Below are 25049 nucleotides of genomic sequence, written 5' to 3'. Positions count from 1 at the left end.
ACATTTTAAAACACTCGGTTTAAACCGTTCTGCGCAGCTACCCGGTACGCTTCTGCCATCGTCGGATAGTTGAAAGTAGTGTTAACGAAGTACTTCACGGTATTCGCCTCACCTTCCTGCTGCATAATTGCCTGGCCAATGTGCAAAATTTCCGACGCTTGGTCACCAAAGCAATGGATACCCAAAATCTCCAGCGTATCTTGGTGGAACAAAATCTTCAGCATTCCCACTGTATCGCCGGTAATTTGCGCACGAGCAGTATCTTTAAAGAAGGCTTTACCCACTTCGTAGGGCACTTTGGCTTCGGTTAGCTCTCGCTCGTTAGGGCCAAAAGAGCTGATTTCGGGAATGGTGTAGATCCCGGTGGGTACATCGCTAACAAAGCGGTACTCTTTTTCCAGCAGCTCGTTACAGGAGTTTAGTCCCTGGTCGTAGGCAGCACTGGCAAGGCTCGGCCAACCAATCACATCGCCTGCAGCGTAAATATGCGGAATCGCTGTACGGTAGTGCTCATCAACGCTGAGCTGGCCTCGGCCGTTTGCCTCTAAGCCAATGTTCTCAAGCCCAAGGCTATCAGTATTACCGGTACGGCCATTCGCCCAGAGAAACGCATCGGCGCGGATTTTCTTGCCCGACTTCAGGTTCACGGTTACGCCGGCTTCGTCGCCTTCGACACTTTTATAGTCTTCATTATGGCGAATCAAGACACCGTGTTTACGCAGATGGTAGGAAAGCGCATCGCTGATTTCATCATCCAAAAACGAGAGCAGGCTATCGCGGTTGTTGATTAAATCAACCTTAACGCCAAGACCCGAAAAGATGGAGGCGTACTCGCAGCCGATAACACCTGCCCCAAAGATCACCAGTGTCCGCGGTGTATGGGAAAGGCTGAGGATCGTATCAGAGCAGTAAATACGCGGATGACGAAAGTTAATATCCGCCGGACGATAAGGCCGAGACCCGGTAGAAATGACAATTTTCTTAGCTATCAGCTCTTCCACGCCTTCCTGTCGGTCTCGTACCACCACGGTGTGCTCATCTTTGAATCGAGCCACGCCATGAAACAGATCAATTCGGTTGCGCGCATAAAATGTCGTGCGCATTTCAACCTGTTTATCGATGGTGCCACGCGAGCGCTCCATCACCTTGGGAAAAGAAAACCAGCGGGGTTCACCGATATCGCGGAACATACGGTTGGTATTGAACGCCATAATCTGTTTGACCTGATGGCGAAGCGCTTTTGAAGGGATCGTGCCCCAGTGGGTACAGTTGCCGCCCACCTGAGCCTGCTTCTCAATAATCGCCACTCGCTTACCGTGCTTAGCGGCGTTAATGGCAGCGCTTTCCCCAGCGGGGCCAGTACCTATCACCACGACATCGTAATTATGAACTGCCATACGACTTGGATCTCCTTATTCCTGACTTAAAAGCGCTTCAAAGGCATTTACACAAACGCTCGCAGTTAGCGAGCGTTTGAGCAGAAAATTGCCAGATTAACGACGGGTTGCGTCATAACCTAGGTCAGCTCCACGACTCTCGTCGCTACGACGGCGGACACTCCCACGCTTGCGATTTTCCTCTTCGCAAACCTCGTCTTTGCCACCGCAAATGTCACAGCCTTCTTTTAGTCCCAATTGATTTAAACCGCCACAGGAGCCAGCAATAGGTTTGCGGCCCATTAATACGCCGACGGCCATTGCCGTCATTACCAGCGCCATAAAACCAAATACCAGTAGCCAGATAGTCATGTTCACCTCCCAGCATTGCATTAACTGCTCACCTGCCGACAACGGTCATGTCGTTAAGTGCCGTAGAATTTTAATGCCTATTGTACCTCAGCCACTCCAAAATGATCAGGCAACACGTCGTTTTTCCAACATTCACATACAAACGGGGCTGACCAAAAGGCCAGCCCCGTTCATGCCCGAAGGCAATTTACACAATCACTTCATTAACCGCCGAAGTCATCCAACAGAATGTTTTCCGGCTCAACGCCCAGGTCAAGCAGTAGCTTAATAACCGAGGCGTTCATCATGGGTGGCCCACACATGTAGTACTCACAATCTTCAGGCGCAGGGTGATCCTTCAGATAGTTTTCGTACAATACGTTGTGGATGAAGCCTGTTGGCCCTTCCCAATTATCTTCAGGCTGCGGATCAGAAAGCGCCAAGTGCCACTCAAAGTTCGGGAACTCTTCCGCTAGCTGGTCATACTCTTCATTGTAGAAAGTTTCACGCCAGGAGCGCGCACCGTACCAGAAAGTAATTTTACGATCTGACTTCAAGCGCTTAAGCTGATCGAAAATGTGGCTACGCATCGGTGCCATACCCGCACCACCGCCTACGAAGACCATTTCTGCATCAGTGTCTCTAGCGAAGAACTCACCAAACGGCCCCATTACGGTCACTTTGTCACCCGGCTTCAGGCTAAAGACGTAAGTGGACATAAGACCAGGCGGATGGCTCGTACCCGGAGGCGGTGTAGCGATACGGATGTTGAACTTGAGAAGTCCTTTTTCATCCGGGTAGTTAGCCATGGAGTAAGCGCGTATCACTTCCTCGTCATTCTTATGGGAAATTTTGAACATATCAAATTTTTCCCAATCGCCGCGATACTCTTCTTCGATGTCAAAATCGGAGAACTTGATATCGTAAGGCGGCGCTACCAGCTGTACATAACCACCGGCGCGGAAGGCAACTTCCTCGCCTTCGGGCAGCTTCAGGTTCAACTCTTTAATAAAGGTCGCGACGTTAGGATTAGCGGTAACTTCACACTCCCACTTCTTAACGCCGAAGACTTCTTCAGGCACTTCCACTTTCATGTCCTGCTTCACAGGAACCTGACAAGATAGACGCCAGCCTTCTTTCTTTTCACGCATGGTGAAGTGAGATTCTTCCGTCGGCAAAATAGAGCCGCCGCCCTCTTCTACTCGGCACTTACACTGAGCGCAAGAACCGCCGCCGCCACAGGCAGAGGAAAGAAAGATTCCGTTTGCGGCTAAGGTGTTAAGAAGCTTACCACCAGCCTGAGTCTGCAGGGTGTGCTCGGGGTCACCGTTGACTTCAATCGTCACGTCCCCGCTACTCACTAGCTTGCTTCGCGCTGCCAGAATGATCGCCGTTAAGCTAATAACGATGATCGTGAACATGACAACACCGAGCAAGATGACAGATGTATCAACCATGTCGGTTTCCTATTGCTGAAGGTTTTCTGTACCTCGGCAGCCTGAGGCTGCCGAGAAAACCGGCTCCGATTAAAGCTGAATGCCTGAGAAGGACATGAAGCCCAACGACATTAAGCCAACGGTAATAAACGTGATGCCAAGCCCCTGAAGACCGCCAGGCACGTCGCTATACTTCAGCTTTTCACGGATACCAGCCAGCGCTGTAATAGCAAGCGCCCAGCCAACACCAGAACCGAAACCGTAAATTACGGATTCGCCGAAGTTATAGTTACGCTCAACCATGAACAGTACACCACCTAGGATGGCGCAGTTAACGGTAATCAGCGGCAGGAATACGCCTAGCGCGTTGTAAAGCGCAGGAACATATTTATCGAGGAACATTTCCAGAATCTGAACAAGTGCGGCGATAACGCCGATGTAGCTCAGAAGGCCTAGGAATGAGAGATCGATGTTTTCAGCACCGCTTATGCCAGTCCAAGACAGCGCGCCTTCAGCCAGCAGTAGGTTGAACACTAGATTGTTGACCGGAACCGAGATTGTCAGTACGACAATAACGGCAATCCCAAGGCCAAATGCAGCGGAAACCTTCTTAGATACCGCCAGGAACGTACACATCCCTAGGAAGAAGGCCAGTGCCAAGTTCTCAACGAAAACCGAAGCAACGAAAAGGCTTAGATAGTGTTCCATGTTACACGGCCTCCTTCGGCTTGGTGTTGTGCTTCATTTTGAACTCGTTCTCTTCTACCTGCTCAGGGTTAACTGAACGCAGTACCCAGATCAGCAAACCAATAATGAAGAAGGCAGAAGGCGGTAAAAGCATCATACCGTTAGGTACATCCCAGCCGCCGTTTTGCACAGTCGGCAGGATGGTGAAGCCAAATACACTGCCAGCACCCAGTAGCTCACGGAAGAAGCCAACGACCATCAGGATAAAGCCGTAGCCCAATCCATTGCCGATACCGTCAAGGAATGACATGCCCGGCGTGTTGGACATAGCAAAGCCTTCTGCACGGCCCATTACGATACAGTTGGTGATGATCAGACCCACGAATACCGACAGCTGCTTAGACATTTCATAAGCGTAAGCTTTGAGGATCTGGTCAACCACAATAACCAGCGACGCAATAATGGTCATTTGAACAATGATACGGATCGAAGACGGAATGTGGTTCCGGATCAACGATACGAACAAGTTCGAAAAAGCCGTTACAAAAATTACCGCTAACGCCATTACCAGCGATACGCTCATGCTGGTAGTAACCGCTAGTGCAGAACAAATCCCCAAAATCTGTAGCGCGATGGGATTGTTCTTAAAGATCGGCGCCGTTAAGACGCTTTTTGCATTTGCATCCGCCATGATCAGGCCCCCTCAACGTCGTCGAAGTCAGTATCGGTGTCTTCGGCGTCTTCTGGTTCAGTACCACTACGGAAGTTAGCCAAATACGGAGCGAAAGCCTCTTCGCTGAACCAGAACTGCAGCATGTTGGTCACGCCGTTACTAGTCAGCGTTGCACCAGATAGCGCATCAACCTCGTACTCGTTGCTCGCGCCGCCTTTGGTCAGGTGAATTTCCGGTGAGAGGTCGCCCTCTTCATCGTAAATCTTTTTGCCTTCCCACTGGGCTTGCCAACGCGGATTATTCACTTCAGCACCAAGACCAGGCGTTTCGCTATGGTCGTAGTAGGTGATACTGACGATGGTATTACCGTCACCTTCGACAGCTAGGAAGCCCATCATGCGACCCCAGAGCCCTTGCCCACGAATAGGCAGAACAATTTGGTCCGGGTTTTCTTCATCGCCGACAAGATAGACAGTCGCGTAGTTTTCAACACGAGACAAACCAGCAATGTCACGATCACCAGAAAGGGTACGCCCCGTTGCTGGATCGCGAGATGCTTCGAAGCCATCGAAGGTATTTGGGTCGAACTGATCGGTGTACTCACCGGTATCAAGCTCTACCACACGTGCAGTGATCTGAGTGCGGAACGCTTCCTCAACATCCATACCGGGCTCATAAAGACGTGCCACGTTAAGAATGTTGGTTTTACGGTCCAGCTCCTGATTTAACTGCTGTGCAGGGCGCAGTGCCACAGCAGCCGTCGACACGATCACCGAACACACGATACACAGCGAAAACGCTACGATCAGGATCTTCTTGATGGAGTTGTTACCTTGTGCCATTAGGCAGTCTCCTCGGCCGGTACGCCAGTCCGCTTGAGACGGCGTTTGATATTGGCCTGGACGAACATGTGGTCAATCAACGGCGCAAACAGGTTGGCAAACAAGATGGCCAACATGATGCCTTCTGGGAAGGCCGGGTTTACTACGCGAATCAGCACAGTCATCACACCAATTAGCGCGCCAAACACTAAGCGACCTTGGTTGGTCATGGCGGCAGACACAGGATCCGTTGCCATAAACACCATGCCGAAAGCGAAGCCACCAATTACCAAGTGCCAGTACCAGGGCATTGCGAACATGGGGTTGCTGTCAGAACCGATCAGGTTAAACAGCGTACTGGTAATGACCATGCCCAAGAAAACGCCCAGCATGATTCGCCAGTTAGCGATCTTAGTCCAAAGCAGTACCGCAGCACCGATCAGAATTGCCAGCGTTGACACTTCACCAACTGAGCCAGGAATGAAACCTAAGAAGGCATCCCACCAGCTGTAAGTGTTGGTCAATGCTGTCATACCGTCCTGGAAGGCCATGGAGAGTGCTGTTGCACCAGTATAACCATCGGCAGCTACCCATACGGCATCACCGGAAATTTGCGCCGGATAAGCGAAGTATAGGAACGCACGACCGGTTAAGGCGGGGTTCAGGAAGTTTTTACCCGTACCACCGAAGATCTCTTTACCGATCACGACACCAAAGGTAATCCCCAGTGCGCCCTGCCATAGCGGAATAGTTGCCGGAAGAATCAGGGCAAACAACACGGAAGTGACGAAGAAACCTTCGTTAACTTCATGGCCGCGCTTGATGGCAAACATAACTTCCCAAAAACCACCTACCGCAAACGTAACGAGGTAGATAGGCAGGAAGTAAGTTGCACCAAGGACGAAGTTTGCCCACAGACTGCTAGGATCATGACCCCCCGCCAGGGTCATCATGATTGCTTCACGCCAGCCGCTCATCGATGCATATCCAGCATCAATCGCGGTATTCGCTTGCCAACCAGCGTTCCACATACCAAAGAACATTGCGGGGAAAGTACACATCCACACCGTGATCATGATGCGTTTAAGGTCAACACCATCACGCACGTGGGCAGTGGTTTTCGCAACGCTGGGCGGCGAGTAAAAAACAGTATCTATCGCTTCGTAGAGCGGATAGAACTTTTCGTACTTGCCACCTTTATGGAAGTGCGGCTCGAGATTATCGAGTGTTTGTCGAATACCCATCATCAGGCCTCTTTCTCGATCATGGTGAGATTGTCACGCAGGATAGGGCCGTACTCATATTTGCCTGGGCAAACATAGGTACACAGCGCCAGATCCTCTTCGTCCAGCTCAAGACACCCAAGCTGCATGGCAACCTCAATGTCGCCCACAATCAGCGAACGCAGTAGCTGTGTTGGCATTACGTCCAACGGCATGACGCGCTCGTAATTACCCACCGGCACCATGGCTCGTTCAGAACCATTAGTAGACGTTGTCGGCGCGTAGTTACTTAAGCCTTTAATCTTGGAAATGTAGATGCCCATAATTGAGTGGCGATTGGCGCCCGTGGACAGCCACCCCATAAAGGTGCGCTTGTTACCTTCTTCTAGCAAGCTCACCTGATTATGGAAACGCCCCAGATAGGTCAGATTCCCTTCAGCAGAAGCGCCAGAGAACACAGAGCCTGAAATTACGCGGGTGTCATCAGGTTTGATGACCTCACCTGCTAAGAGTTCCTCCGTACTGGCACCAACTCGGGTGCGCAATAAGCGAGGATTTTCAGCACGCGGGCCACCGACAGCAATGATACGGCTCGTATCAAGCTTGCCTTCAACAAACAGTTTGCCGAACGCAATCACATCCTGATAACCGATGTGCCACACTTTTTTGTGCAGAGCTACCGGCGAAAGATAATGAATATGCGTTCCCACCAAACCTGCCGGATGCGGGCCTGCAAAGCTTTCAGTCTTTACGCCGCTGACATCACCACCAGGAATGGAAGCATTAGCACCCGTACACAGAAAAACGTTGCCCTCGGTCAGGCGGGTTAGCACCTTGAGGCCGTCTTCAAATGCTTGGGAGTTTTCGTTAATCACTACCGCAGGGTCAGCGCTAAGAGGATGAGTATCCACAGCAGTGACAAAAATATCGGTAGGCACGCTGTCGATAGCTGGCGTGCGAGAGAAAGGCCGGGTGCGCAAAGCAGTCCAAAGCCCTGACTCAACCAGTTGGTCAACAACAGATTGACGTTCTAGCTGTTCTAAAGCGCCACGATCATGAGAAGCAAATGTCATCGCTTCTTCATTTTCATCGACTTTAATAACGACAGACAGCAGACGTCTCTTTTCGCCACGGTTAATAGCAACTACTTCACCGCTGGCAGGCGCTGTAAAACGCACACCATCAATTTTCTTATCGGTGAAGAGTAATTGGCCCAGTTTGACCTTATCCCCTTCCTGAACTTCCATCGTCGGCTTCATGCCAACGTAGTCGGTGCCCAGGATTGCCACGTGGCGCACAGGCCGCGCATCTTCAATACGCTGCTCGGGCGCTCCCGTGATGGGGAGATCCAGGCCTTTTTTGACTTCGATCATAGTCTCGCCCAGTTGATGGATCGGATATACGAAGGTAAGGGGTTCGAATGCTTATTTCTGTTCAGTAAATTCTTATTGTCTGTTCAGATTGTTACCAGTCAGGCCCAAGCACGCTTGAACCACCCCGAAAAATCTATCGTATTATAAAGATAAGCGCGGCCAATGACCACATCCCTGATAGCCTCCGAAAGTGCTATATACGCTTTCACTGCATTTGTTTTCAGCACAAAAAACGCCACCCGAAGGTGGCGTTTTGTACAACTTCGCGCTTAAAAGCGCTTTAAAGGCTGCTTAAATGCAGTTAACGGTCAAACTGCCTGATGCGGTAGCTTCAAAAACTTCACATTGGACATATGCTGAAGAATACGAATAACTTGGCAGCTATAGCCAAATTCGTTGTCGTACCACACATATACAACGGCGTGATTACCGTTTGCGATAGTGGCTTTAGCATCGACAATGCCCGCATGGCGATTGCCAACAAAATCAGACGACACAACTTCGGCAGAATCAACAAAGTCGATTTGCTTCTGATAAGCAGAATCAATCGACATACGACGCAGGTAATCGTTCAGCGCCTCAGCATCAGTACCCTTCTCCAAGGTCAAATTCAAAATGGCCATAGAAACATTGGGTGTGGGCACACGAATGGCGTTACCCGTCAGCTTACCCTCAAGCTCAGGTAGCGCTTTTGCGACAGCTTTTGCTGCACCTGTTTCGGTCAATACCATATTAAGCGCCGCACTACGGCCACGACGATCGCCTTTATGGTAATTGTCGATGAGGTTTTGGTCGTTGGTATAAGCGTGTACGGTTTCTACGTGCCCCGTCACGACACCATACTCATCGTTTAGCGCTTTCAGCACTGGAACAATGGCATTGGTGGTACAGGAAGCTGCCGACACAATACGGTCATTGTCGCCAATGGTTGCGTGATTAATGCCGAATACGATGTTTTTGATGTCGCCTTTGCCAGGGGCCGTTAACAGTGCTTTTTTAGCACCCTTGCACTCAAGGTGCTGCCCTAAGCCAGCTTCATCACGCCAGATACCCGTATTATCAACAATCACTGCATTGTTGATACCGTAAGCGGTGTAATCAATTTCACTGGGAGAGTCGGCGTAAATAACCTGAACCACATTACCGTTAACGATAAGTGTGCGTGCTTCAACGTCCACAGTAATTGTACCGTCGAAAGGCCCATGTACCGAGTCCCGACGCAGCAGGCTAGCACGCTTTTCAAGGTCTTTTGCGACATCGCCACGTCCACGCACAACGATTGCTCGCAAACGCAGCAGGTTGCCACCGCCTGCTTTCTCCACCATGACTCGAGCAAGCAAACGACCAATACGACCGAAACCGTAAAGTACTACGTCTTGAGGCTCGCCTTTACTGCCATTTGGCTGGAAGCCATCAATAATGTCAGCAAGCTCTTTACGCAAGAAGGTGTCAAGGTCTCCACCGTTCTGGCGTTTAAAATTAACCGCCAGCTTGCCAACATCAACATGCGCAGGGCCGAGATTCATCTCACTCATCGCTTTCACGATGGGGAACGTATCTTCAACTGACAGCTCGGTACCTTCAATTTTGCGTACAAAACGGTGATCTTTAAGGATGCGAATAACTGACCGCTTGATCAGGGAACGACCGAACATAGTGGCAACAACATTGTTCTGACGATACAGCTGACCTACCAACGGGATCATTTGCTCAGCCAGAGCTTCGTTGCTTTGCCATTCCTGAAAAACGTTTTCGAGAGCTTGCTGACTCACGTGCGGCCTCATTGGGTAGTGAAGAGAAAATTCTGGGAACATTATCCTGGGCTTACCAGCATGCCGCAATGAATGGATAGTCGCACAACATGTAGGGGTATTACAGAAAGAGCGGATTGACTACAAGCCACAATAATGTATCGAAACAATATAGTAACACTATAGACCTTGAAACAGTCCTTGAAACAGTCCTTGAAACAGTCCTTGAAAGCTTAGTTAACCTCCGCTTGCTTTGCGCAGGTCTCTGCCTGAAAGTACTGATCGTGTATGATCCAGATTCCGTTTCAGCGCAAAACGATACCGTGACTATGCCTTCTTTTTCTCTGCTCGAACCACCCCAGCCAAAAGGGATTCGCGACACGCTTTACCTGACAGCGCCGCCGGGCAGTGCGACTGCCCTGGCACTGGCTCAGATCGCGTCAAGCGCACCATTATTGGTAATTACGCCGAATACTGCCAGCGCACAGCGTCTGGAACAGGATCTGGCGTTCTACAGTAATGTGCCCGTACTGCCCTTCCCAGACTGGGAAACGCTGCCTTATGACAGTTTCTCTCCTCACCAGGATATAATTTCGTCACGCCTACGCACGCTGCGTCTGTTACAGGATGGCGTGCGCGGCATTGTGCTGGTGCCAATCAATACGCTGATGCAGCGGCTGCCTCCAGTGTCATACATTGCCGGGCGCGTTATGACGCTAAAAGCGGGCGCTAAACTAAATCGGGAAGCGTTTCGCGAGTCACTGTCACGTGCTGGCTATCGCGCCGTCGAGACGGTTTACGAGCCGGGCGAATACGCCATGCGCGGCGCAATCATTGACCTTTTTGCGATGGGCATGGATGAGCCAATTCGTATTGATTTGTTTGATGACGAAATTGATACGCTGCGCCATTTCGACCCAGGCAATCAGCGCTCTACCAACAAAGTCGATGTGATTGAGCTACTACCCGCCCATGAGTACTCGCTAAGCCGCAGCGCCATTGCTTGTTTCCGAGAGCAGTTTGAAACACTATTTGATGTCGACCCGCGTCAGTGCCCTCTCTATAACGATGCACTGAAGGCGATCCCCTCCCCGGGCCTGGAACAATATTTACCGCTGTTCTTTGACGAAACCGCCTCTTTATTTGAACACGTCACCGACGACACTCGCGTGGCACTGCTGCCTGACGTATTCGAAGCGGCTGAACAACACTGGCAGTCTATTGAATCACGCTACGAAAATTTAGGTGTTGATCCGACACGACCTTTATTGCCACCTCGCCGGGCGTTCATTCCCGTCAATGACGTTTTTTCGGCGATTAAAGCTCGCCCACGAATCGAGCTAACCGAAGATGACACGCAACGCCATGCCCTGTCGCCGCAAGCCCAGGCACTCCCCTCGCTTGCGATTAACGCTCGCGCCAAGCAACCCCTTAACGAACTGGCGACCTTTTTGGATGCGCAGCAAGCTACGCGAGTGCTGTTTGTTGCAGAGTCACGAGGACGCAGAGAAGCGTTAGAAGAGGTACTGGCACCGCTTAAATTAAAATTACCTCATATTGACAGTTTCCAAGCCTTTTTAACTAGCTCTGATCGCATTGCCATTACTGAGAGCTTGGTGGGAAGCGGCTTATGGCTCACCGAGCCTGATATCGCAGTCATTAGCGAGACGGAGCTATTTGGCGATGTAGTGCGCCAGAGCCGTCGGCGGGAAAAAGCCACCGACGACAATGAATTGGCCGTGCGTCATCTATCCGAGCTACGTGAAGGCGCACCGGTTGTTCACCAGGCGCATGGCGTAGGCCGCTACCTGGGGCTGGAAACCCTTGAAGCAGGTGGACAGGCTAACGAATTCTTGGCTCTCTCATATGCCGACGGCGCTAAGCTATATGTCCCTGTCGATAGCTTGCATCTTATTTCGCGCTATAGCGGCGCTGATGACGAACTGGCCCCACTGCACAAGTTAGGCTCAGAGCAGTGGGAAAAAGCGCGCCGTAAAGCGGCTGAAAAAATCCGCGACACCGCTGCTGAGCTACTCGACATCTACGCTCGAAGAGAGGCTCAGGAAGGGTTTATTTATGACACGCCAGGAGATGAGTACGTTCGCTTCACTGCCAGCTTCCCGTTTGAAGAAACCCCCGACCAGCAGGCAGCCATCGAAGCGGTTATAAGCGACATGATCTCCCCCCAACCAATGGATCGCGTCGTCTGCGGTGACGTAGGTTTTGGTAAGACCGAAGTCGCCATGCGCGCTGCGTTCCTGGCCGTTCAGACAGGTCGCCAAGTTGTGGTGCTCGTGCCCACTACGCTGCTAGCTCGCCAGCATTTTGAAAACTTCCGCGACCGCTTTGCCGACACCGCGGTGAACATTAGTCTTATCTCACGCTTCACCAGCGGCAAGGAGATGACGCAAACCTTAGAAAGCATCAAGAATGGCCAAACTGACATCGTCATCGGCACCCATAAACTGCTTTCTAAAAGCGTTGAGCTACCCAAAATGGGGCTTTTAATCATCGATGAAGAGCACCGTTTTGGGGTCGCGCAAAAAGAGAAGCTCAAAACGTTGCGCGCCGAAATCGATATTCTGACGCTAACGGCAACACCGATTCCCCGCACCCTGAATATGGCCATGAGCGGCATCCGAGACCTTTCGATTATCGCCACCCCGCCAGCGCGACGCTTATCGGTCAAAACGTTTGTGCAACAACGAGATAGCAGCGTCATTAAAGAGGCCCTGCTGCGTGAAATTCTACGCGGCGGACAGGTCTATTTTTTGCACAATGAAGTCAAAACGATTGAAAACGCTGCCGAACAAATTCGCGAACTGGTACCAGAAGCACGGGTTGCTGTTGCTCACGGCCAGTTACCTGAGCGCAGTCTTGAGCGAGTAATGTCAGACTTCTATCATCGGCGCTTCAATGTACTTGTGTGCTCAACCATTATAGAAACAGGCATTGACGTACCCAGCGCTAACACCATTTTGATTGAGCGCGCAGACAAGTTCGGCTTGGCCCAACTTCACCAACTGCGGGGCCGCGTTGGACGCAGCCACCACCAAGCATACGCTTACCTGCTAACACCGCCCCCAAAGGCAATGACACGAGATGCAATCAAGCGCCTGGAAGCGATTAGCGCATCCGATGATCTCGGTGCTGGTTTTACCCTGGCAAGCCACGACATGGAAATTCGCGGCGCAGGCGAACTGTTAGGCGACGAGCAGAGTGGCCAAATGGAAACTATCGGCTACACGCTTTACATGGAAATGCTGGATCGTGCAGTGAAAGCTATCCGTGCGGGCAAAACGCCTAACATTGACGCCCCCTTCAATATAGGTGTCGAGATTAGCCTTACCCTGCCTGCATTGATTCCCAACGACTATATTCACGATGTGCAGCAGCGCCTAGTGATGTATAAGCGCATTGCCAACACCCAAAGCGACGCCGAGCTTACAGAGTTACAAGTCGAGCTTATCGATCGTTTTGGACTGCTGCCTCAGCCCTTGAAGAACCTGATACGTCAAACCAAGCTGCGCCACCGCGCCGAACAACTGGGTGTAGCGCGCATTGAAGCCGGAGAAAACCGCGGAAGATTGCTTTTCAACAGCGCCACTCAGGTCGATCCGTTAACACTCGTGACACTCATTCAAAAATCGCCACAGCACTATCGTTTAGATGGCTCAGACACCTTACGATTTGAATTTCCAATGAAAACTACCGAACAGCGGTTTGATAAGGTCGAAGCTCTGCTTACAACACTCAATCAAAAAGTAGCGGCGGCGTGAACCTTGGGGCAAACTTGTATAAAAGCCCTACTAACCGCCTCCCATGACAATGCCAGTTTGCAGTAACTAGCGCATATATTAATTAGGAACCACCATGAATATTCGTAAGCTATATAACGTCTGGGGCCCGACTAGCTTCGCTGTCTTGCTTACAGCAAGCCTTTCCAGCCCCGTTTACGCACAGCAGTCAGCCAGCACGACTGAAGGCTCAGCAGCCCTTGCGGAAGAGGTGCTAGCCAGTGCTGACCAGCCCTCTGAGCAGAGAGAATTACCACGCGGCCATTTTCGCCTGCCTGAGACGGGAGACATTATTGGAGAACACTACACCGTCGTCGTAGAAGACCCTGAAGAGACACTTATCGATATAGCGCGGCGCCACAACATTGGCTACGAAGAAATTCGTATGGCGAATCCAGGCGTCAGCCTGTGGGTGCCTGGGGAAGGAACAGAAGTCGTCATACCTGCGCGCTATATTCTGCCACCTGCTCCTCGTGAAGGCGTGGTCGTTAATTTATCCGAACTGCGACTTTACTATTACCCAGCTGACAATCCAGGCATTGTTGAAACCTATCCGGTCAGTGTTGGCCGTGAGGAATTTGCAACACCGATCGGCATTACCCGCACAACAGTGAAGGTAAAAGATCCCGCCTGGGCACCGCCAGCCTCTATGCGTCGCGAAGCAGCAGCACGTGGTGAGCCAGCACCCTCTATTGTGCCTGCTGGCCCCAACAACCCATTAGGTCGGCACGCCATTTTGTTGGCAATGCCTAGCTACCTGATTCATGGCACCAACCGCCCTGAAGGTGTGGGCATGCGGGTCAGCCGCGGGTGCATCCGCATGTTCCCCGAAGATATCAAGTCGCTCTACGAGCGCTTGCCCAGTGGCACTCAGGTCAACTTGATGGATGCACCGTTTAAAGCAGGCTGGGCAGCGGACGGCACACTGTTTGTGCAGTCTTACCCACAGCTTGAAGAAAACGTTGGCGATTTTGAGCCGCTGCTTAACGCCATCGAGCGAGTAAGCGAACTTGCTGAAGAGCAAGCAGAAGTTGACTATGCCCAGGTAAAACTCGCGGTGGAAAACCCGGATGGTCGCCTTATCGCGCTTTATGGCCCCCAAGCACCAGCACCAGCTCCCGCTGAAGAGCCTGTGGAACTTGATGGTTTATTAGAGGAAATTGAGCTCACGACAGTTGCTCGAGGCGAAGAAGAGGCATAACCAAAGACATAAAAAAAACCCCGCCGAGGCGGGGTTTTTTTACATCTACAGCAACCCTAAGTTTTAACGCTTAGGGCCCAGGCAGAATTACTTCTGCATGGAACGCTGGAACATGCGGTTCATTTCTTCACGGTTTTGCTGAGACATCTGCAGGGCAGCTTGCGCGTCGCGCTGAGCTTGGTTAGCAGTGTTCATTGCTTGTGAAGCCATGCTGCGTGCTTCTGCGGCATCAGCCTGTGCAGATTCAGCAGTCATGCGAACTTCTTCCAGAGCGCTGGTAGAAGCACAGCCAGCCAGGATTGCCAGTGAAGCGGCAGCGGCAGTCATCTTCAGAGCAGTCTTCAGAGTCATAGTGTTCTCCTTGAGTCTTCCTTGGGTACAACATTAGGGGTATGACAAATTTAAGGCTAAAGCGTTAGCTCAATTTTGTCTACCTGCGGTGCAGGTTCTTTACAGTGACTTGTACCATGGCTTTACACCAAAGCACGCAAGTCAAACGCTGTTTTATAATAGACCACAGCGCTTGTCTATAGCCACGTATTCAAAACCTTGAACTTCCTTCAACGACATAGCCTAGCGGATCACCACGCGAGTGCCAACACCTACCAGCGAAGCAACACGCTCAATTTGCTCGTTGGTGACAGCAACGCAACCTTGGGTCCAGTGGTATTGACCATGAATATCTGGATCACCACCACCGATGCCATGTATGCCAATGGCGCCGCCCAACGCCGTATTTTGTGGCGGAGAGCCGTGGCGCCGATAGTGATCAAAATAAGCATCGTAATCCGCTTGGGAATAAATGCCTTTTTCGAGCGCCATCCTCGCATGAGGTGGCGTAGGATAATCGATACCAATAAAGATATGCCACTGACTTTCGTAATTAAATCGATTAATTCGAAACTCGCCAAGCGGTGTCACATTATCACCACGGATCCGCTGGGTTTTCGCTCCACCACGCCCAAGAGATATGGGTGCATAGTGCTCAACCAAAGCATTACCCCGGTAGACACTCAACGTGGCATCTTTATCATCAATTAACACCCACAGCTCATCGCTGTGACGCGGGAGACTCGCACGAGAAAGCAGCGTCTCAACAAGATCTGTAGGTTCGTAATTATTTAAGGTACTGGAAGTCGCTGCACTGGCCACAGCAGGCCAGCCCAGCGCCAACGCTAAAAAACGGCGACGGTTTACAGGCATCGTTATCGCTCTCTATATAGGCCAGCATCACTAGCCAACAAAGCATTTGTGGCAATTGTTATACCCTATTCTCACACCAAATGTCAGTGCTTTAATAAGCCAAATAACATGCCAGTATGTCAATGTCGGCAACCGCACCATTGTTGAACGCTATCTAGATATCTCCCAAAGTCTTACCTAGATATCTTCAAATTCTTGCATACTCGCTACTAGCTTACGTGCTTCTGCATTATGCCCTTCTGCCAAGGCGTTAAAAAAAGCCTCTTCTGGCTCTATTTTTGCGCGTGATGCACGATGCTCATAGAGGCCCTGCAGCTTACGATGCGACTCAACTGCTGCGTGAGTCAACTTATCAGTAGAGTCTGCCACCGTTTGGTGAGCAAGCGCCTCGAGCACTGGGGGCTGAGGAAAATCACTAGGGTCATCAAACCATATTTCCAACACTTCTTTGTGATTAGAGCTATCACGAATAAGCGCTTCCAGCCCGGTTTTCATTCGCAGTTCGCTGTCGGCTAGGTACGTTAGCGCCATGGCAAGACGCTGATGCTCGCTTGAATCGGCTGCAGCACGATACTGACGCGCCATTTGGCCATGATAACCTGCGGCCCATTCAACTAAATCTTTGACTTGGTTATAGCGCATCTATATCTCCTTTTGCTACTCGCACTCTCTAGGCAATACGTTTGTCGCTATGATTACCACTCTTGGCTAGTTTCACGTAACGCTGCAATGTCGCGCTTTGCAGCATGAAGATTAGCTAGCAACTGGTCGGCAACGCTCAGCTGACTGCCGACAGCAATCATTGAGGGGTTCTGCACAACGCGCTTACTCGCCCCTTCATCACTATGCAGCTTCTCAACTTGCCCAATCAACCAATGCAACCAACTATCTGGCTGGTGCATCATATCTCTTAGGCGCTGCAGCTCAGCAACGGTGGGGCCTTTCTCATTGAGGAGCGCTTGCCAGCCATGTTCATTAAGGCGCGCATGCTCGGTCACCTCTTTGAGCAGCGAATTTAATGCCAGCTCAAAGAGCGCCAAGGCGCTCTCTTCAATCGCCATTTGGCGAGCCTGAGTATGCTCGTCGTTACCTGTTGGAAGACCAACCAAAAGCTCAGCTTGATAAAGCAATTGGTTGGTGCGCGAACGTGGGCTCACTTACGTTTATCCTCCACGTGCCATTTCCCTGCTTCGAAAGTTGCTTTCCAGCCAGTTGCTTTGCCCTCCTCATCGGTCATCACGTACTGCTCTTTATTTTTTCGTGAATAACGGATTTGCGCAGGACGGCCATCTGGGTCTTCGCTGGGCGCCTTCAGGATAAAGTGATACTTTTCCGGCAGCTCATCAGCGTGAGCTTTCAGCTCTTTTACCAGCGGCGGACGGGTTTCACGGTTTTTAGGAAACTTGCTGGCGGCAAGGAATAAGCCGCTAGCACCATCACGCAGCACGTAGTGGTCGTCTACCTTTTGGCAGGCCAGTTCCGGCATGGGAATGGGGTCCATTTTGGGCGGCGCCACATCACCACTACGAAGCAACTTGCGGGTATTTTTACACTCACTGTTGGTACAGCCGAAATACTTACCAAATCGACCCGACTTAAGCTGCATCTCAGAACCACATTTATCGCATTCGATAATGGGGCCGTCGTAGCCTTTGATTTTGAACTTACCCGTCTCCACTTCATAACCATCACAATCAGGACTATTACCGCAAATATGCAGTTTGCGCCCCTCATCGATGAGATAGTTATCCATGGCGGTTCCACACTTCTGGCAACGTCGCTTGGCACGCAGAGCATTCGTTTCTGCTTCTTCGCCTGCGTCTTCTGCGACGGCTTCTTCACCAGGAATTAAATCAATGGTGGTTTTGCAACGCTCTTTGGGCGGCAAGTTATAACCGCTGCAGCCCAAAAACACCCCGGTGGAGGCTGTCCGAATCTGCATTTTGCGGCCGCAGCTTGGGCAGTCAATATCCGTAGGAACCGGCTGGTTAGGGCGCATTCCTTCATCGCTTTCCGCTTTGCTAAGCTCTTGGCTGAACTCACCGTAGAAAGCATCCAACAGGGCTTGCCAGTTGCGCTCACCTTCCGCAACTTCATCCAGGCTATCTTCCATTCGAGCCGTGAACGAATAATCCATCAAATCGGGGAAAGACTCTTTCAATCGCTCGGTGACAATATCACCCAATTTTTCAGCATAGAAACGACGACTTTCTAACTTCACATAACCACGATCCTGAATCGTGGAAATAATGGAAGCATAGGTAGAAGGACGACCAATGCCTTGCTTCTCAAGCTCTTTAACTAAGCTGGCTTCCGTGTAACGCGGGGCAGGTTTAGTGAAGTGCTGTTGAGGATCAAGCTTCTCAAGCGCCATCGCCGTGCCCTTCGGCAAATCAGGCAGGCTTTGGTCTTCATTTTTGCCGGTTGGCTTCATCACCCGCGTGTAACCATCAAACTTGAGCACTCGCCCTTTGGCACGCAAGTCGTAGCCATCAACTTCAACACTCAACGTACTAGAAAGATACTCAGCAGGTGTCATCTGACAGGCGACAAATTGACGCCAAATCAGCTCGTAGAGGCGTTCTGCATCTCGCTCCATGCCAGAGAGATCACTCGCTTTGCGCTCAACGCTAGAGGGCCTAATGGCCTCATGGGCTTCTTGGGCACTCTCTTTACTGCTGTAACGGTTAGCAGACTCTGGCAAATAGCGTGCGCCGTACTCATCACCGATAAACGAACGAACACTCTCTACCGCATCCTTTGAAAGATTGGTGGAGTCGGTACGCATGTAAGTAATATAGCCAGCCTCGTAGAGGCGCTGGGCCATGGTCATGGTTTTCTTAACAGAGAACCCTAACCGGCCGCTGGCGGCCTGCTGCAACGTTGAGGTAATAAACGGTGCAGTAGGCTTGGAGCTCGTCGGCTTGTCTTCACGGGAGGGAATCGCAAGCTTGGCTTTACGTAGTTGCTCAATACGCGCAAGCGTGTCTTTTTCGGAGGTGGGGCGGAAAGGTTTACCATCCTGACGCACCAGCGCAAACCTAACTAGCTCGCCATCCGGAGAAGCGAGATCTGCATGCACATCCCAAAACTCTTCAGGGATAAACGCACGAATCTCTCGCTCACGCTCAACGATTAGTCGAACCGCAACCGATTGGACACGGCCAGCTGATAAGCCTCTGGCAATCTTGGCCCACAGCAATGGGGAAAGCATAAAACCGACAACGCGATCCAAAAAACGGCGCGCTTGCTGTGCTTCCACGCGAGGAATATTTAGCGTCCCTGGCGATTTGAACGCATCCTGAATGGCATTTTTGGTGATTTCATTAAATACAACGCGCTTGTAGCGACTGTCATCGCCACCAATCGTCTCGCGCAAATGCCAGGCAATCGCCTCCCCTTCGCGATCCAAATCCGTTGCGAGATAAACAGCATCGGCTTTTTCAGCCAGCTTCTTTAATTCTGCGACGACTTTTTCTTTACCTGGGAGCACTTCATAGCGGGCTTCCCAACCATTACTTGGGTCAATCCCCATCCGCCTAATTAACTGATCATGGGTCTTACGTTTTTTGTACTCTGCCTTCTCTTCCGCCGACATCTTGCGTGTTGCCGCAGCCTGGCGAGCGCGCTCCTTCGGGTCGGAGGCTGCCTTACCTGAGCCGCTGGTCGGCAGGTCACGGATGTGACCCACGCTCGACTTTACGATGAAATCGTTGCCGAGATACTTATTGATCGTCTTCGCTTTCGCAGGCGACTCGACGATGACCAGTGACTTGCCCATAGTGCTCCACTTTCCTAATGCTCAGGCGCTATCGCCCATGCTCTGAATACGTTGCCGCCTGTCGTTACCACTTGACGGCCATGAGAAAAATGCGCCTACCCTACCCCAGGCCTGCAACAAGCGCCAGTAACAACCGACGCATAGGTAACGAATTGATGCTGAACCGCGAGGTGCTTATAAACACTATTTTTCATAATGAAGTAGCTAGACACTAGACTGCCCATACGCAGACGGCAACCCAAAATATAGAAACAAAAAAACGCCCCTGTATGAAAACAGGGGCGTAGACAAGCGTTGTAACACTTAACGCTTGCGCGGTGGTTTCCTACGCGATGCCGCTCTCGGCTGAGGCTTGCTAGCTTTTTTAGATGCGTCTGCCACTACATTATTAGCAGCGCTTTCCGCCGAGGCATCTTCTGCTAACGCGCCTTCAGTTGAAGAACTTACAGCAGTTTGGGTATCTGCAGCGGCGCTTTTAGCCTCTACTTTTTTAGTTTCAGCAGCTGGCTTGCTCTCTATCGCTTTTGGTTGAGCAGCTTTCGGCGGCCTCGCTTGATCAAATAATTTTTTCACCTGATCAAAGCGCTCTGCTGCATGCTCAGATAGCTCTCCGCTCGCGGCGAACACATGCTTAAGGTGCTCAATATGACCATCAATGTCGCTGTCGCTTTGCCCTTTTAACAGTTTAGGCAATGATGATAGCGCACGCTCACGATCCAATTTCAGGATAAAGAATTGATCGCGCACCAAACGCTTAAACTCACTCAACGTCGAACTAGGCTCTAGCTCAGCACGGGAAGCACGTAAACGTTTGAAGTTACGTTCGTCGGTGGCAGGAGCGCCGCCTAAAACATAGATAACCGAGCGCATTACAGCTTCGTGAGCACCGCCCTGAGCAATTTTATTGCGCAGCTCATTTTTACGGTTTTCAACAAACCGTTGATGCTCTGGCTCTGCTCCGGGACGACGACGATGCACGTGCGCATCGCCATGCAAACCTACCGCTGCTTGCAATAGTGGCTGTCCATAAATATCCATAACCAGCCGTTCTGTCGTGCTATCACGCAAATCTCGTACTGCATTGAGATTGGCAACTATTTGATCGGAGAACATGGTTTCTAGTGCTTTGAAAACATTATCTTGACCCACTTGCTGACGATTACGGCGAACTGTTTCAGCCATGACCGGTAGCGGTACTGTCAGCGGATTACGATCAGAAAGGAGCTTGTAACCTAACCGAATAGGATGCATACGACGAATCCAGCGGGCTGCCTCTGGTGTCATCGCGGCCTGAATCCAGGGTTGAACATAAAGCCGATAAAAACCGAGGTTTATTTCGGAAATTCGCGCAACCGTGGCAAATCTACGGTCATCTTCAGGCTTATGCATCACGTCACGATCAAGTTCTTCAAAGTTACGTGACGTAAACTCAAGCAAGTAGTCGCGCTCAAGTAACTCCGCATCATCTCGTTCGCTGACATGCGAGACCGTTGTTTCATACAATCCAGGCGGCATAACATCGATGTAGTCCATGTTAGCCGTGAACTCAGTATGCTCTTTGCGTGACACACTACCGGAAACAAAAATCCCTAAGTGTCCTGTCGTGTCGTGCAGGCAATAAACGATCGTCTGCTCGTTGGCGATGATATCTTCTTCGCCTTCGTATAAATCACGAATCCAACCCAGTGCCTGAGGCGGCGGGGTTATATCGTCACCACGCGAGCAAAATACGACGACCGGCGAGCGCACATTGCGTAGATCAACACGACGGCCATCGCGAGTTACCAACTGAGCAGTCGAGAGACGGTTACCGACAAAAAGATTATCGACGATGTACTGAATCTCTTCGCCACCTAGCACAACATGACCACCCCACCAACGCTCAAACTCTAGATAGCGTTTGGATTCGGTATCGATGTTGTCATACAGGTGATACTGCTTTTTCCAATAGGTGTTGGCTGGATTGAGGCGCTCGAAGTTCTGCACTAGCCACGCGCCGTCAAAAAGGCCATTACCAATGTCACTGGTTAAGGCCGTAATCCAGCTGCCACCGGCCATACCACCGGTATAACGCATAGGGGCTTTACCGTGCTCTCCCGCCCAGTAAGAAAGCGGTGCGCCCGCAATAAGAATCGGGCCGAACACGTCAGGCTCAAGCGCCGCAGCCATCATTATCTGCCAACCCGCCTGGCAGTTACCTACTACCATCGGTTTTTCAGCGGTTTCTGGATGCAAAGCGATAACATGGCGTAAAAACGCAATTTCCGCCTCAACCACATCCTCAACGGTTTGACCCGGCTCGGGAAAAGGCAAAAAACCAATAAAATAACAAGGATGGCCAGCCTTCAGAGCGACCCCAAGCTCGCTATCAGGCTTGAACCCGCCAATCCCTGGACCATGCCCTGCCCTAGGATCCACGACAACAAACGGTCGTTTTTCAGGATCAATCTGAATATGACTGGGGGGCAGTACTCTCAGTAGCTCATAGTTAGTCGGATGCGGAAGCGTGCGACCATCAATGAGCACTTCGGTATCAAACCCAAGCACGTTTGGCTTGGTTTGCTCCATATGCTCAAGATATTGATTTCCGCGTTCACGCATAACATCCCAGTAAAGGACGCTACGTTCGATACTATCGCGCCAATAGCTCGCTGCAGCCCGCCCGAACCCGAACGGATCTACCATGCTAGCCAGGGCCTCGCCGCCCGGCAGTGGAGCCATTTGATCAGACGCTCCTGGCCACAAGCTTTTCAGCGTGCTGCCAGGCAACATAGGATGAGCGAGAAAGTTCATAAATTCTCCCATTGGGTTGATGCAAAGCACCCGTCCCGAAGCAATGATGCTGCAATGCAATATAGTTTAGGCCACTCACTGCGTAACGTCGATGCTTACCTTTGCAAATTCATCATTGTTGTCATAAAGACGCCGCACATCATCGGTGATAGCATTTCCAGCGTAATGCTGAGATTTTTTGTTTTGTGGCACTTTCTATCTTCGGAGGGTGTATACCTAGAGGTTGTTATGTCGTCCCTTACACTACTCAACCGTTTGACCTTCCGACAATTACAAGTATTCCAGGCAGTCCACCGTCAGCGCTCCTACTCACGCGCTGCCGAGCAACTAGGACTTACACAGCCTGCGGTTAGCGCGCAAATTCGCCAATTAGAACTCGCGCTTGGTCAGCCGCTGTTTAAATATGCCGGTAAAACCCTTCACGTGCTACCTGCTGCGGATACCTTAGCGCTCTCCACACGCGAAATCTTTGGGCAGCTTTCTAGGCTGCAAATGAATCTTTCGGAGATTAATGGCAACATTAGCGGCGAGCTGAATATCGCGGCCGTATCCTCAGCCCAATATGTGGTGCCGTATCTATTAGCACGGTTTCGAGCACGCTACCCAGACGTACGCATTCGTTTAAAGGTATGCAATCGCAGTCAAGCGCTAGAAAGGCTGGCAGAACAGAAAGATGATGTCGTGATTATGGCCATGGTGCCTGAAGACGACGACTTGGTGGTAATGCCCATTCTTGAAAATGAACTCATCGCTCTCGTATGGCCAGACCACCCACTGCTTCATATGGAAGCACCAACATTAGCCGACTTTGCGCGTCACTATGTATTGATGCGTGAGCCAGGTTCTGGAGTGCGTATTGCATTTGAGCAGTTGGCCGTTGACCAAGAAATCGGTCTTCCCCACCGCATTGAACTAGGCACCAATGAAGCCATTAAACAAGGCATTATGGCTCACTTGGGCGTTGCCGTTCTGCCCCGCTTGGCGGTTCAACTTGAACTAGAGCAAGGGCTGCTATCAGCGCTCCCCTTACCTAACTTCCCCATTCGGCGCTCGTGGTGCACGGTGTATCGTCGCGATCATTTTCCGACGCCCGTCGCCGATCTTTTTTTACGCTTTATAAGGGAACACTTGCCGGATTTTCGTCGGTATTTCCAAGCCCCTTCTAGCCCGCTGCCTAGCCACGGCGTTTCCTGTCTACCGTTGCTGTCAATATAGTGGGCTATCGATTTGGCGAGCTGTCTATTTAGAGGTTCGATGAAGAGGGCTTAGTGTCTTGTTAACCAAGAGATATGTTACATTAGCCTACTACCTACGTATCATTCAGAATCTTCAGGGTTTGGCATGTATTCGCGCAGGCGATCCAACTGTCAACGCCATGGCATTTAAACGTCATCGCCATAGCATATGGTTCGACGCCACAACGTTTGGGCATTGCCTGCCGCACAGTAGAGAGGCTCTCTCCTATGAGCAACAACCCCACAACGCGTGTCCCTAGCGGCGAAAAATTCCGCAACGAGCATGGCATGTCGGTCATTAAAGACGGCATGAAGCAGCGTAAAACGCCATCAGATGAAGCGTCTCCTAGTCTTGACCGTAAACCTAAATGGTTGCGCGCCCAGATTCCGGGAGGCGAACGCTTCGAAGCCGTCAAAAAAAATGTCTCTACGCACCGTCTCAGCACTGTCTGCGCAGAGTCGCACTGCCCCAACATGGGCGAATGCTGGAGCAATGGCACCGCCACTATTATGCTGATGGGGTCTGTTTGCACACGCGCATGCCGATTCTGTGCAGTGGACACAGGCAACCCGAAAGGCTGGCTGGATTTAGACGAACCGGAAAACACCGCAAAATCAGTCGAGCTGATGGGGCTGCGCTACATCGTGCTGACCTCCGTTGACCGTGACGACTTGGATGACGGTGGCGCTACGCACTACGCCAACTGTATTAAAGCGATTAAATCCCGCACGCCGGAAGTGGTTGTAGAAGCACTCACACCCGACTTTGACGCTGATAAAGCTGCCATTGAGCGGTTAGCCGATTCAGGCTTGGAAGTGTTTGCGCAGAACGTCGAGACCGTAGAGCGCCTGACCAGTAAAGTACGTGACCCACGCGCTGGTTATCGTAAAACGCTGGACGTTCTGGCGCATGCAAAGCAATATCGGCCAGACATTATTACCAAAACAAGCTTGATGCTTGGATTAGGCGAGACAGACGAAGAGATTCTTAAAACCTTTGATGACCTGAGAGAGATTGGCGTTGATATCGTGACGCTTGGGCAATACTTGCGTCCAACCAAAAACCATCTAGCCGTAGAGCGCTGGGTCACCCCAGAAGAGTTCGACCGCTACCGTGTGCTTGGTCTTGAAAAAGGCTTTATGGAAGTACCTTCCGGGCCGCTGGTTCGCTCTAGTTATCGCGCCGACCGCGTTTTTGAAAAAAACAACCTCGGTCTCGCTGCTCCCGCCGCGGTACCTGGCCAAGAACCTGACGCTAACCGCATTCCTGCGTTTAACGTCGGATAAACTGATAAACCAACTACCTGCACGCAATTGACACGGCTAAATCAGCATAGTCAGATCAGTA

The 25049-nt window shown here is 51.1% G+C and carries 19 protein-coding genes; 4 read left to right on the top strand and 15 right to left on the bottom strand.

Annotated features, from left to right (window positions below):
• Positions 1–5 precede the first annotated feature (5 nt).
• The 9 genes from sthA to REH51_RS16980 form a co-directional block, all read right to left on the bottom strand.
• A complete protein-coding gene (sthA, locus tag REH51_RS17020; protein WP_009723506.1) occupies positions 6–1397 on the bottom strand; it encodes a Si-specific NAD(P)(+) transhydrogenase in 1392 nt (463 codons plus the stop codon).
• Between the two features lie 96 nt (positions 1398–1493).
• The gene (nqrM, locus tag REH51_RS17015; RefSeq protein WP_009723507.1) at positions 1494–1748 is read right to left on the bottom strand and encodes a (Na+)-NQR maturation NqrM; all 255 of its coding nucleotides are present in this window, start codon (positions 1746–1748) and stop codon (positions 1494–1496) included.
• Between the two features lie 203 nt (positions 1749–1951).
• Positions 1952–3184: an NADH:ubiquinone reductase (Na(+)-transporting) subunit F gene (gene nqrF, locus REH51_RS17010; RefSeq protein ID WP_009723508.1), complete on the bottom strand. Its 1233-nt coding sequence runs from the start codon at positions 3182–3184 to the stop codon at positions 1952–1954.
• Between the two features lie 69 nt (positions 3185–3253).
• Positions 3254–3871 (bottom strand): NADH:ubiquinone reductase (Na(+)-transporting) subunit E, encoded by a 618-nt coding sequence (gene nqrE / locus REH51_RS17005; RefSeq protein WP_009723509.1) that lies wholly within the window; start codon positions 3869–3871, stop codon positions 3254–3256.
• Position 3872: 1 nt separating this feature from the next.
• Positions 3873–4541 carry an NADH:ubiquinone reductase (Na(+)-transporting) subunit D gene (locus REH51_RS17000; RefSeq protein WP_498936419.1) on the bottom strand — a complete coding sequence of 223 codons (669 nt, stop codon included), beginning with the start codon at positions 4539–4541 and terminating at the stop codon, positions 3873–3875.
• Positions 4542–4543: 2 nt separating this feature from the next.
• The gene (locus REH51_RS16995; RefSeq protein ID WP_009723511.1) at positions 4544–5365 is read right to left on the bottom strand and encodes a Na(+)-translocating NADH-quinone reductase subunit C; all 822 of its coding nucleotides are present in this window, start codon (positions 5363–5365) and stop codon (positions 4544–4546) included.
• Positions 5365–6591: an NADH:ubiquinone reductase (Na(+)-transporting) subunit B gene (locus REH51_RS16990; protein ID WP_498936417.1), complete on the bottom strand. Its 1227-nt coding sequence runs from the start codon at positions 6589–6591 to the stop codon at positions 5365–5367. Before REH51_RS16990 ends, REH51_RS16995 begins: the two co-directional genes overlap by 1 nt.
• On the bottom strand, positions 6591–7940 hold the full coding sequence (locus REH51_RS16985) for a Na(+)-translocating NADH-quinone reductase subunit A (protein ID WP_009723513.1): 1350 nt from the start codon (positions 7938–7940) through the stop codon (positions 6591–6593). Before REH51_RS16985 ends, REH51_RS16990 begins: the two co-directional genes overlap by 1 nt.
• A 308-nt stretch (positions 7941–8248) precedes the next feature.
• Positions 8249–9712, bottom strand: a complete 1464-nt coding sequence (locus REH51_RS16980; RefSeq protein ID WP_039869137.1) for a glyceraldehyde-3-phosphate dehydrogenase — start codon at positions 9710–9712, stop codon at positions 8249–8251.
• A 308-nt stretch (positions 9713–10020) separates the two neighbouring features.
• Here REH51_RS16980 and mfd point away from each other — a divergent pair, with 308 nt between their 5' ends.
• Entirely contained in the window at positions 10021–13470 is a 3450-nt protein-coding gene (gene mfd, locus REH51_RS16975; protein WP_498936415.1) for a transcription-repair coupling factor, read from the top strand.
• Positions 13471–13564: 94 nt separating this feature from the next.
• The gene (locus REH51_RS16970) at positions 13565–14689 is read left to right on the top strand and encodes a L,D-transpeptidase family protein (RefSeq protein ID WP_009723516.1); all 1125 of its coding nucleotides are present in this window, start codon (positions 13565–13567) and stop codon (positions 14687–14689) included.
• 87 nt (positions 14690–14776) lie between these two features.
• On the opposite strand, the gene REH51_RS16965 is transcribed toward REH51_RS16970, so the two are convergent.
• From REH51_RS16965 to REH51_RS16940, 6 genes are all read right to left on the bottom strand, one after another.
• On the bottom strand, positions 14777–15040 hold the full coding sequence (locus REH51_RS16965; RefSeq protein ID WP_009723517.1) for an Lpp/OprI family alanine-zipper lipoprotein: 264 nt from the start codon (positions 15038–15040) through the stop codon (positions 14777–14779).
• A gap of 222 nt (positions 15041–15262) precedes the next feature.
• Positions 15263–15892 carry a L,D-transpeptidase family protein gene (locus REH51_RS16960; protein ID WP_009723518.1) on the bottom strand — a complete coding sequence of 210 codons (630 nt, stop codon included), beginning with the start codon at positions 15890–15892 and terminating at the stop codon, positions 15263–15265.
• A gap of 177 nt (positions 15893–16069) precedes the next feature.
• Complete coding sequence (locus REH51_RS16955) at positions 16070–16534, bottom strand: hypothetical protein (RefSeq protein WP_009723519.1); 465 nt, start codon at positions 16532–16534, stop codon at positions 16070–16072.
• Between the two features lie 53 nt (positions 16535–16587).
• Positions 16588–17049 (bottom strand): DUF6586 family protein, encoded by a 462-nt coding sequence (locus REH51_RS16950; protein ID WP_009723520.1) that lies wholly within the window; start codon positions 17047–17049, stop codon positions 16588–16590.
• Entirely contained in the window at positions 17046–19673 is a 2628-nt protein-coding gene (gene topA / locus REH51_RS16945; RefSeq protein WP_498936413.1) for a type I DNA topoisomerase, read from the bottom strand. Before topA ends, REH51_RS16950 begins: the two co-directional genes overlap by 4 nt.
• A gap of 303 nt (positions 19674–19976) precedes the next feature.
• Positions 19977–22466: a DUF3141 domain-containing protein gene (locus REH51_RS16940; RefSeq protein WP_498936411.1), complete on the bottom strand. Its 2490-nt coding sequence runs from the start codon at positions 22464–22466 to the stop codon at positions 19977–19979.
• 228 nt (positions 22467–22694) lie between these two features.
• Between REH51_RS16940 and REH51_RS16935 the strand changes: the two genes are divergently transcribed.
• Positions 22695–23681, top strand: a complete 987-nt coding sequence (locus tag REH51_RS16935; protein ID WP_039869206.1) for a LysR family transcriptional regulator — start codon at positions 22695–22697, stop codon at positions 23679–23681.
• A 248-nt stretch (positions 23682–23929) separates the two neighbouring features.
• Positions 23930–24988 carry a lipoyl synthase gene (gene lipA / locus REH51_RS16930; protein WP_498936409.1) on the top strand — a complete coding sequence of 353 codons (1059 nt, stop codon included), beginning with the start codon at positions 23930–23932 and terminating at the stop codon, positions 24986–24988.
• Positions 24989–25049: the final 61 nt, after the last annotated feature.

Source organism: Halomonas bluephagenesis (assembly GCF_054790765.1).
The sequence above is the reverse complement of the archived record's forward strand: the minus strand, read 5'-3'. Positions and strand labels throughout refer to the sequence as shown.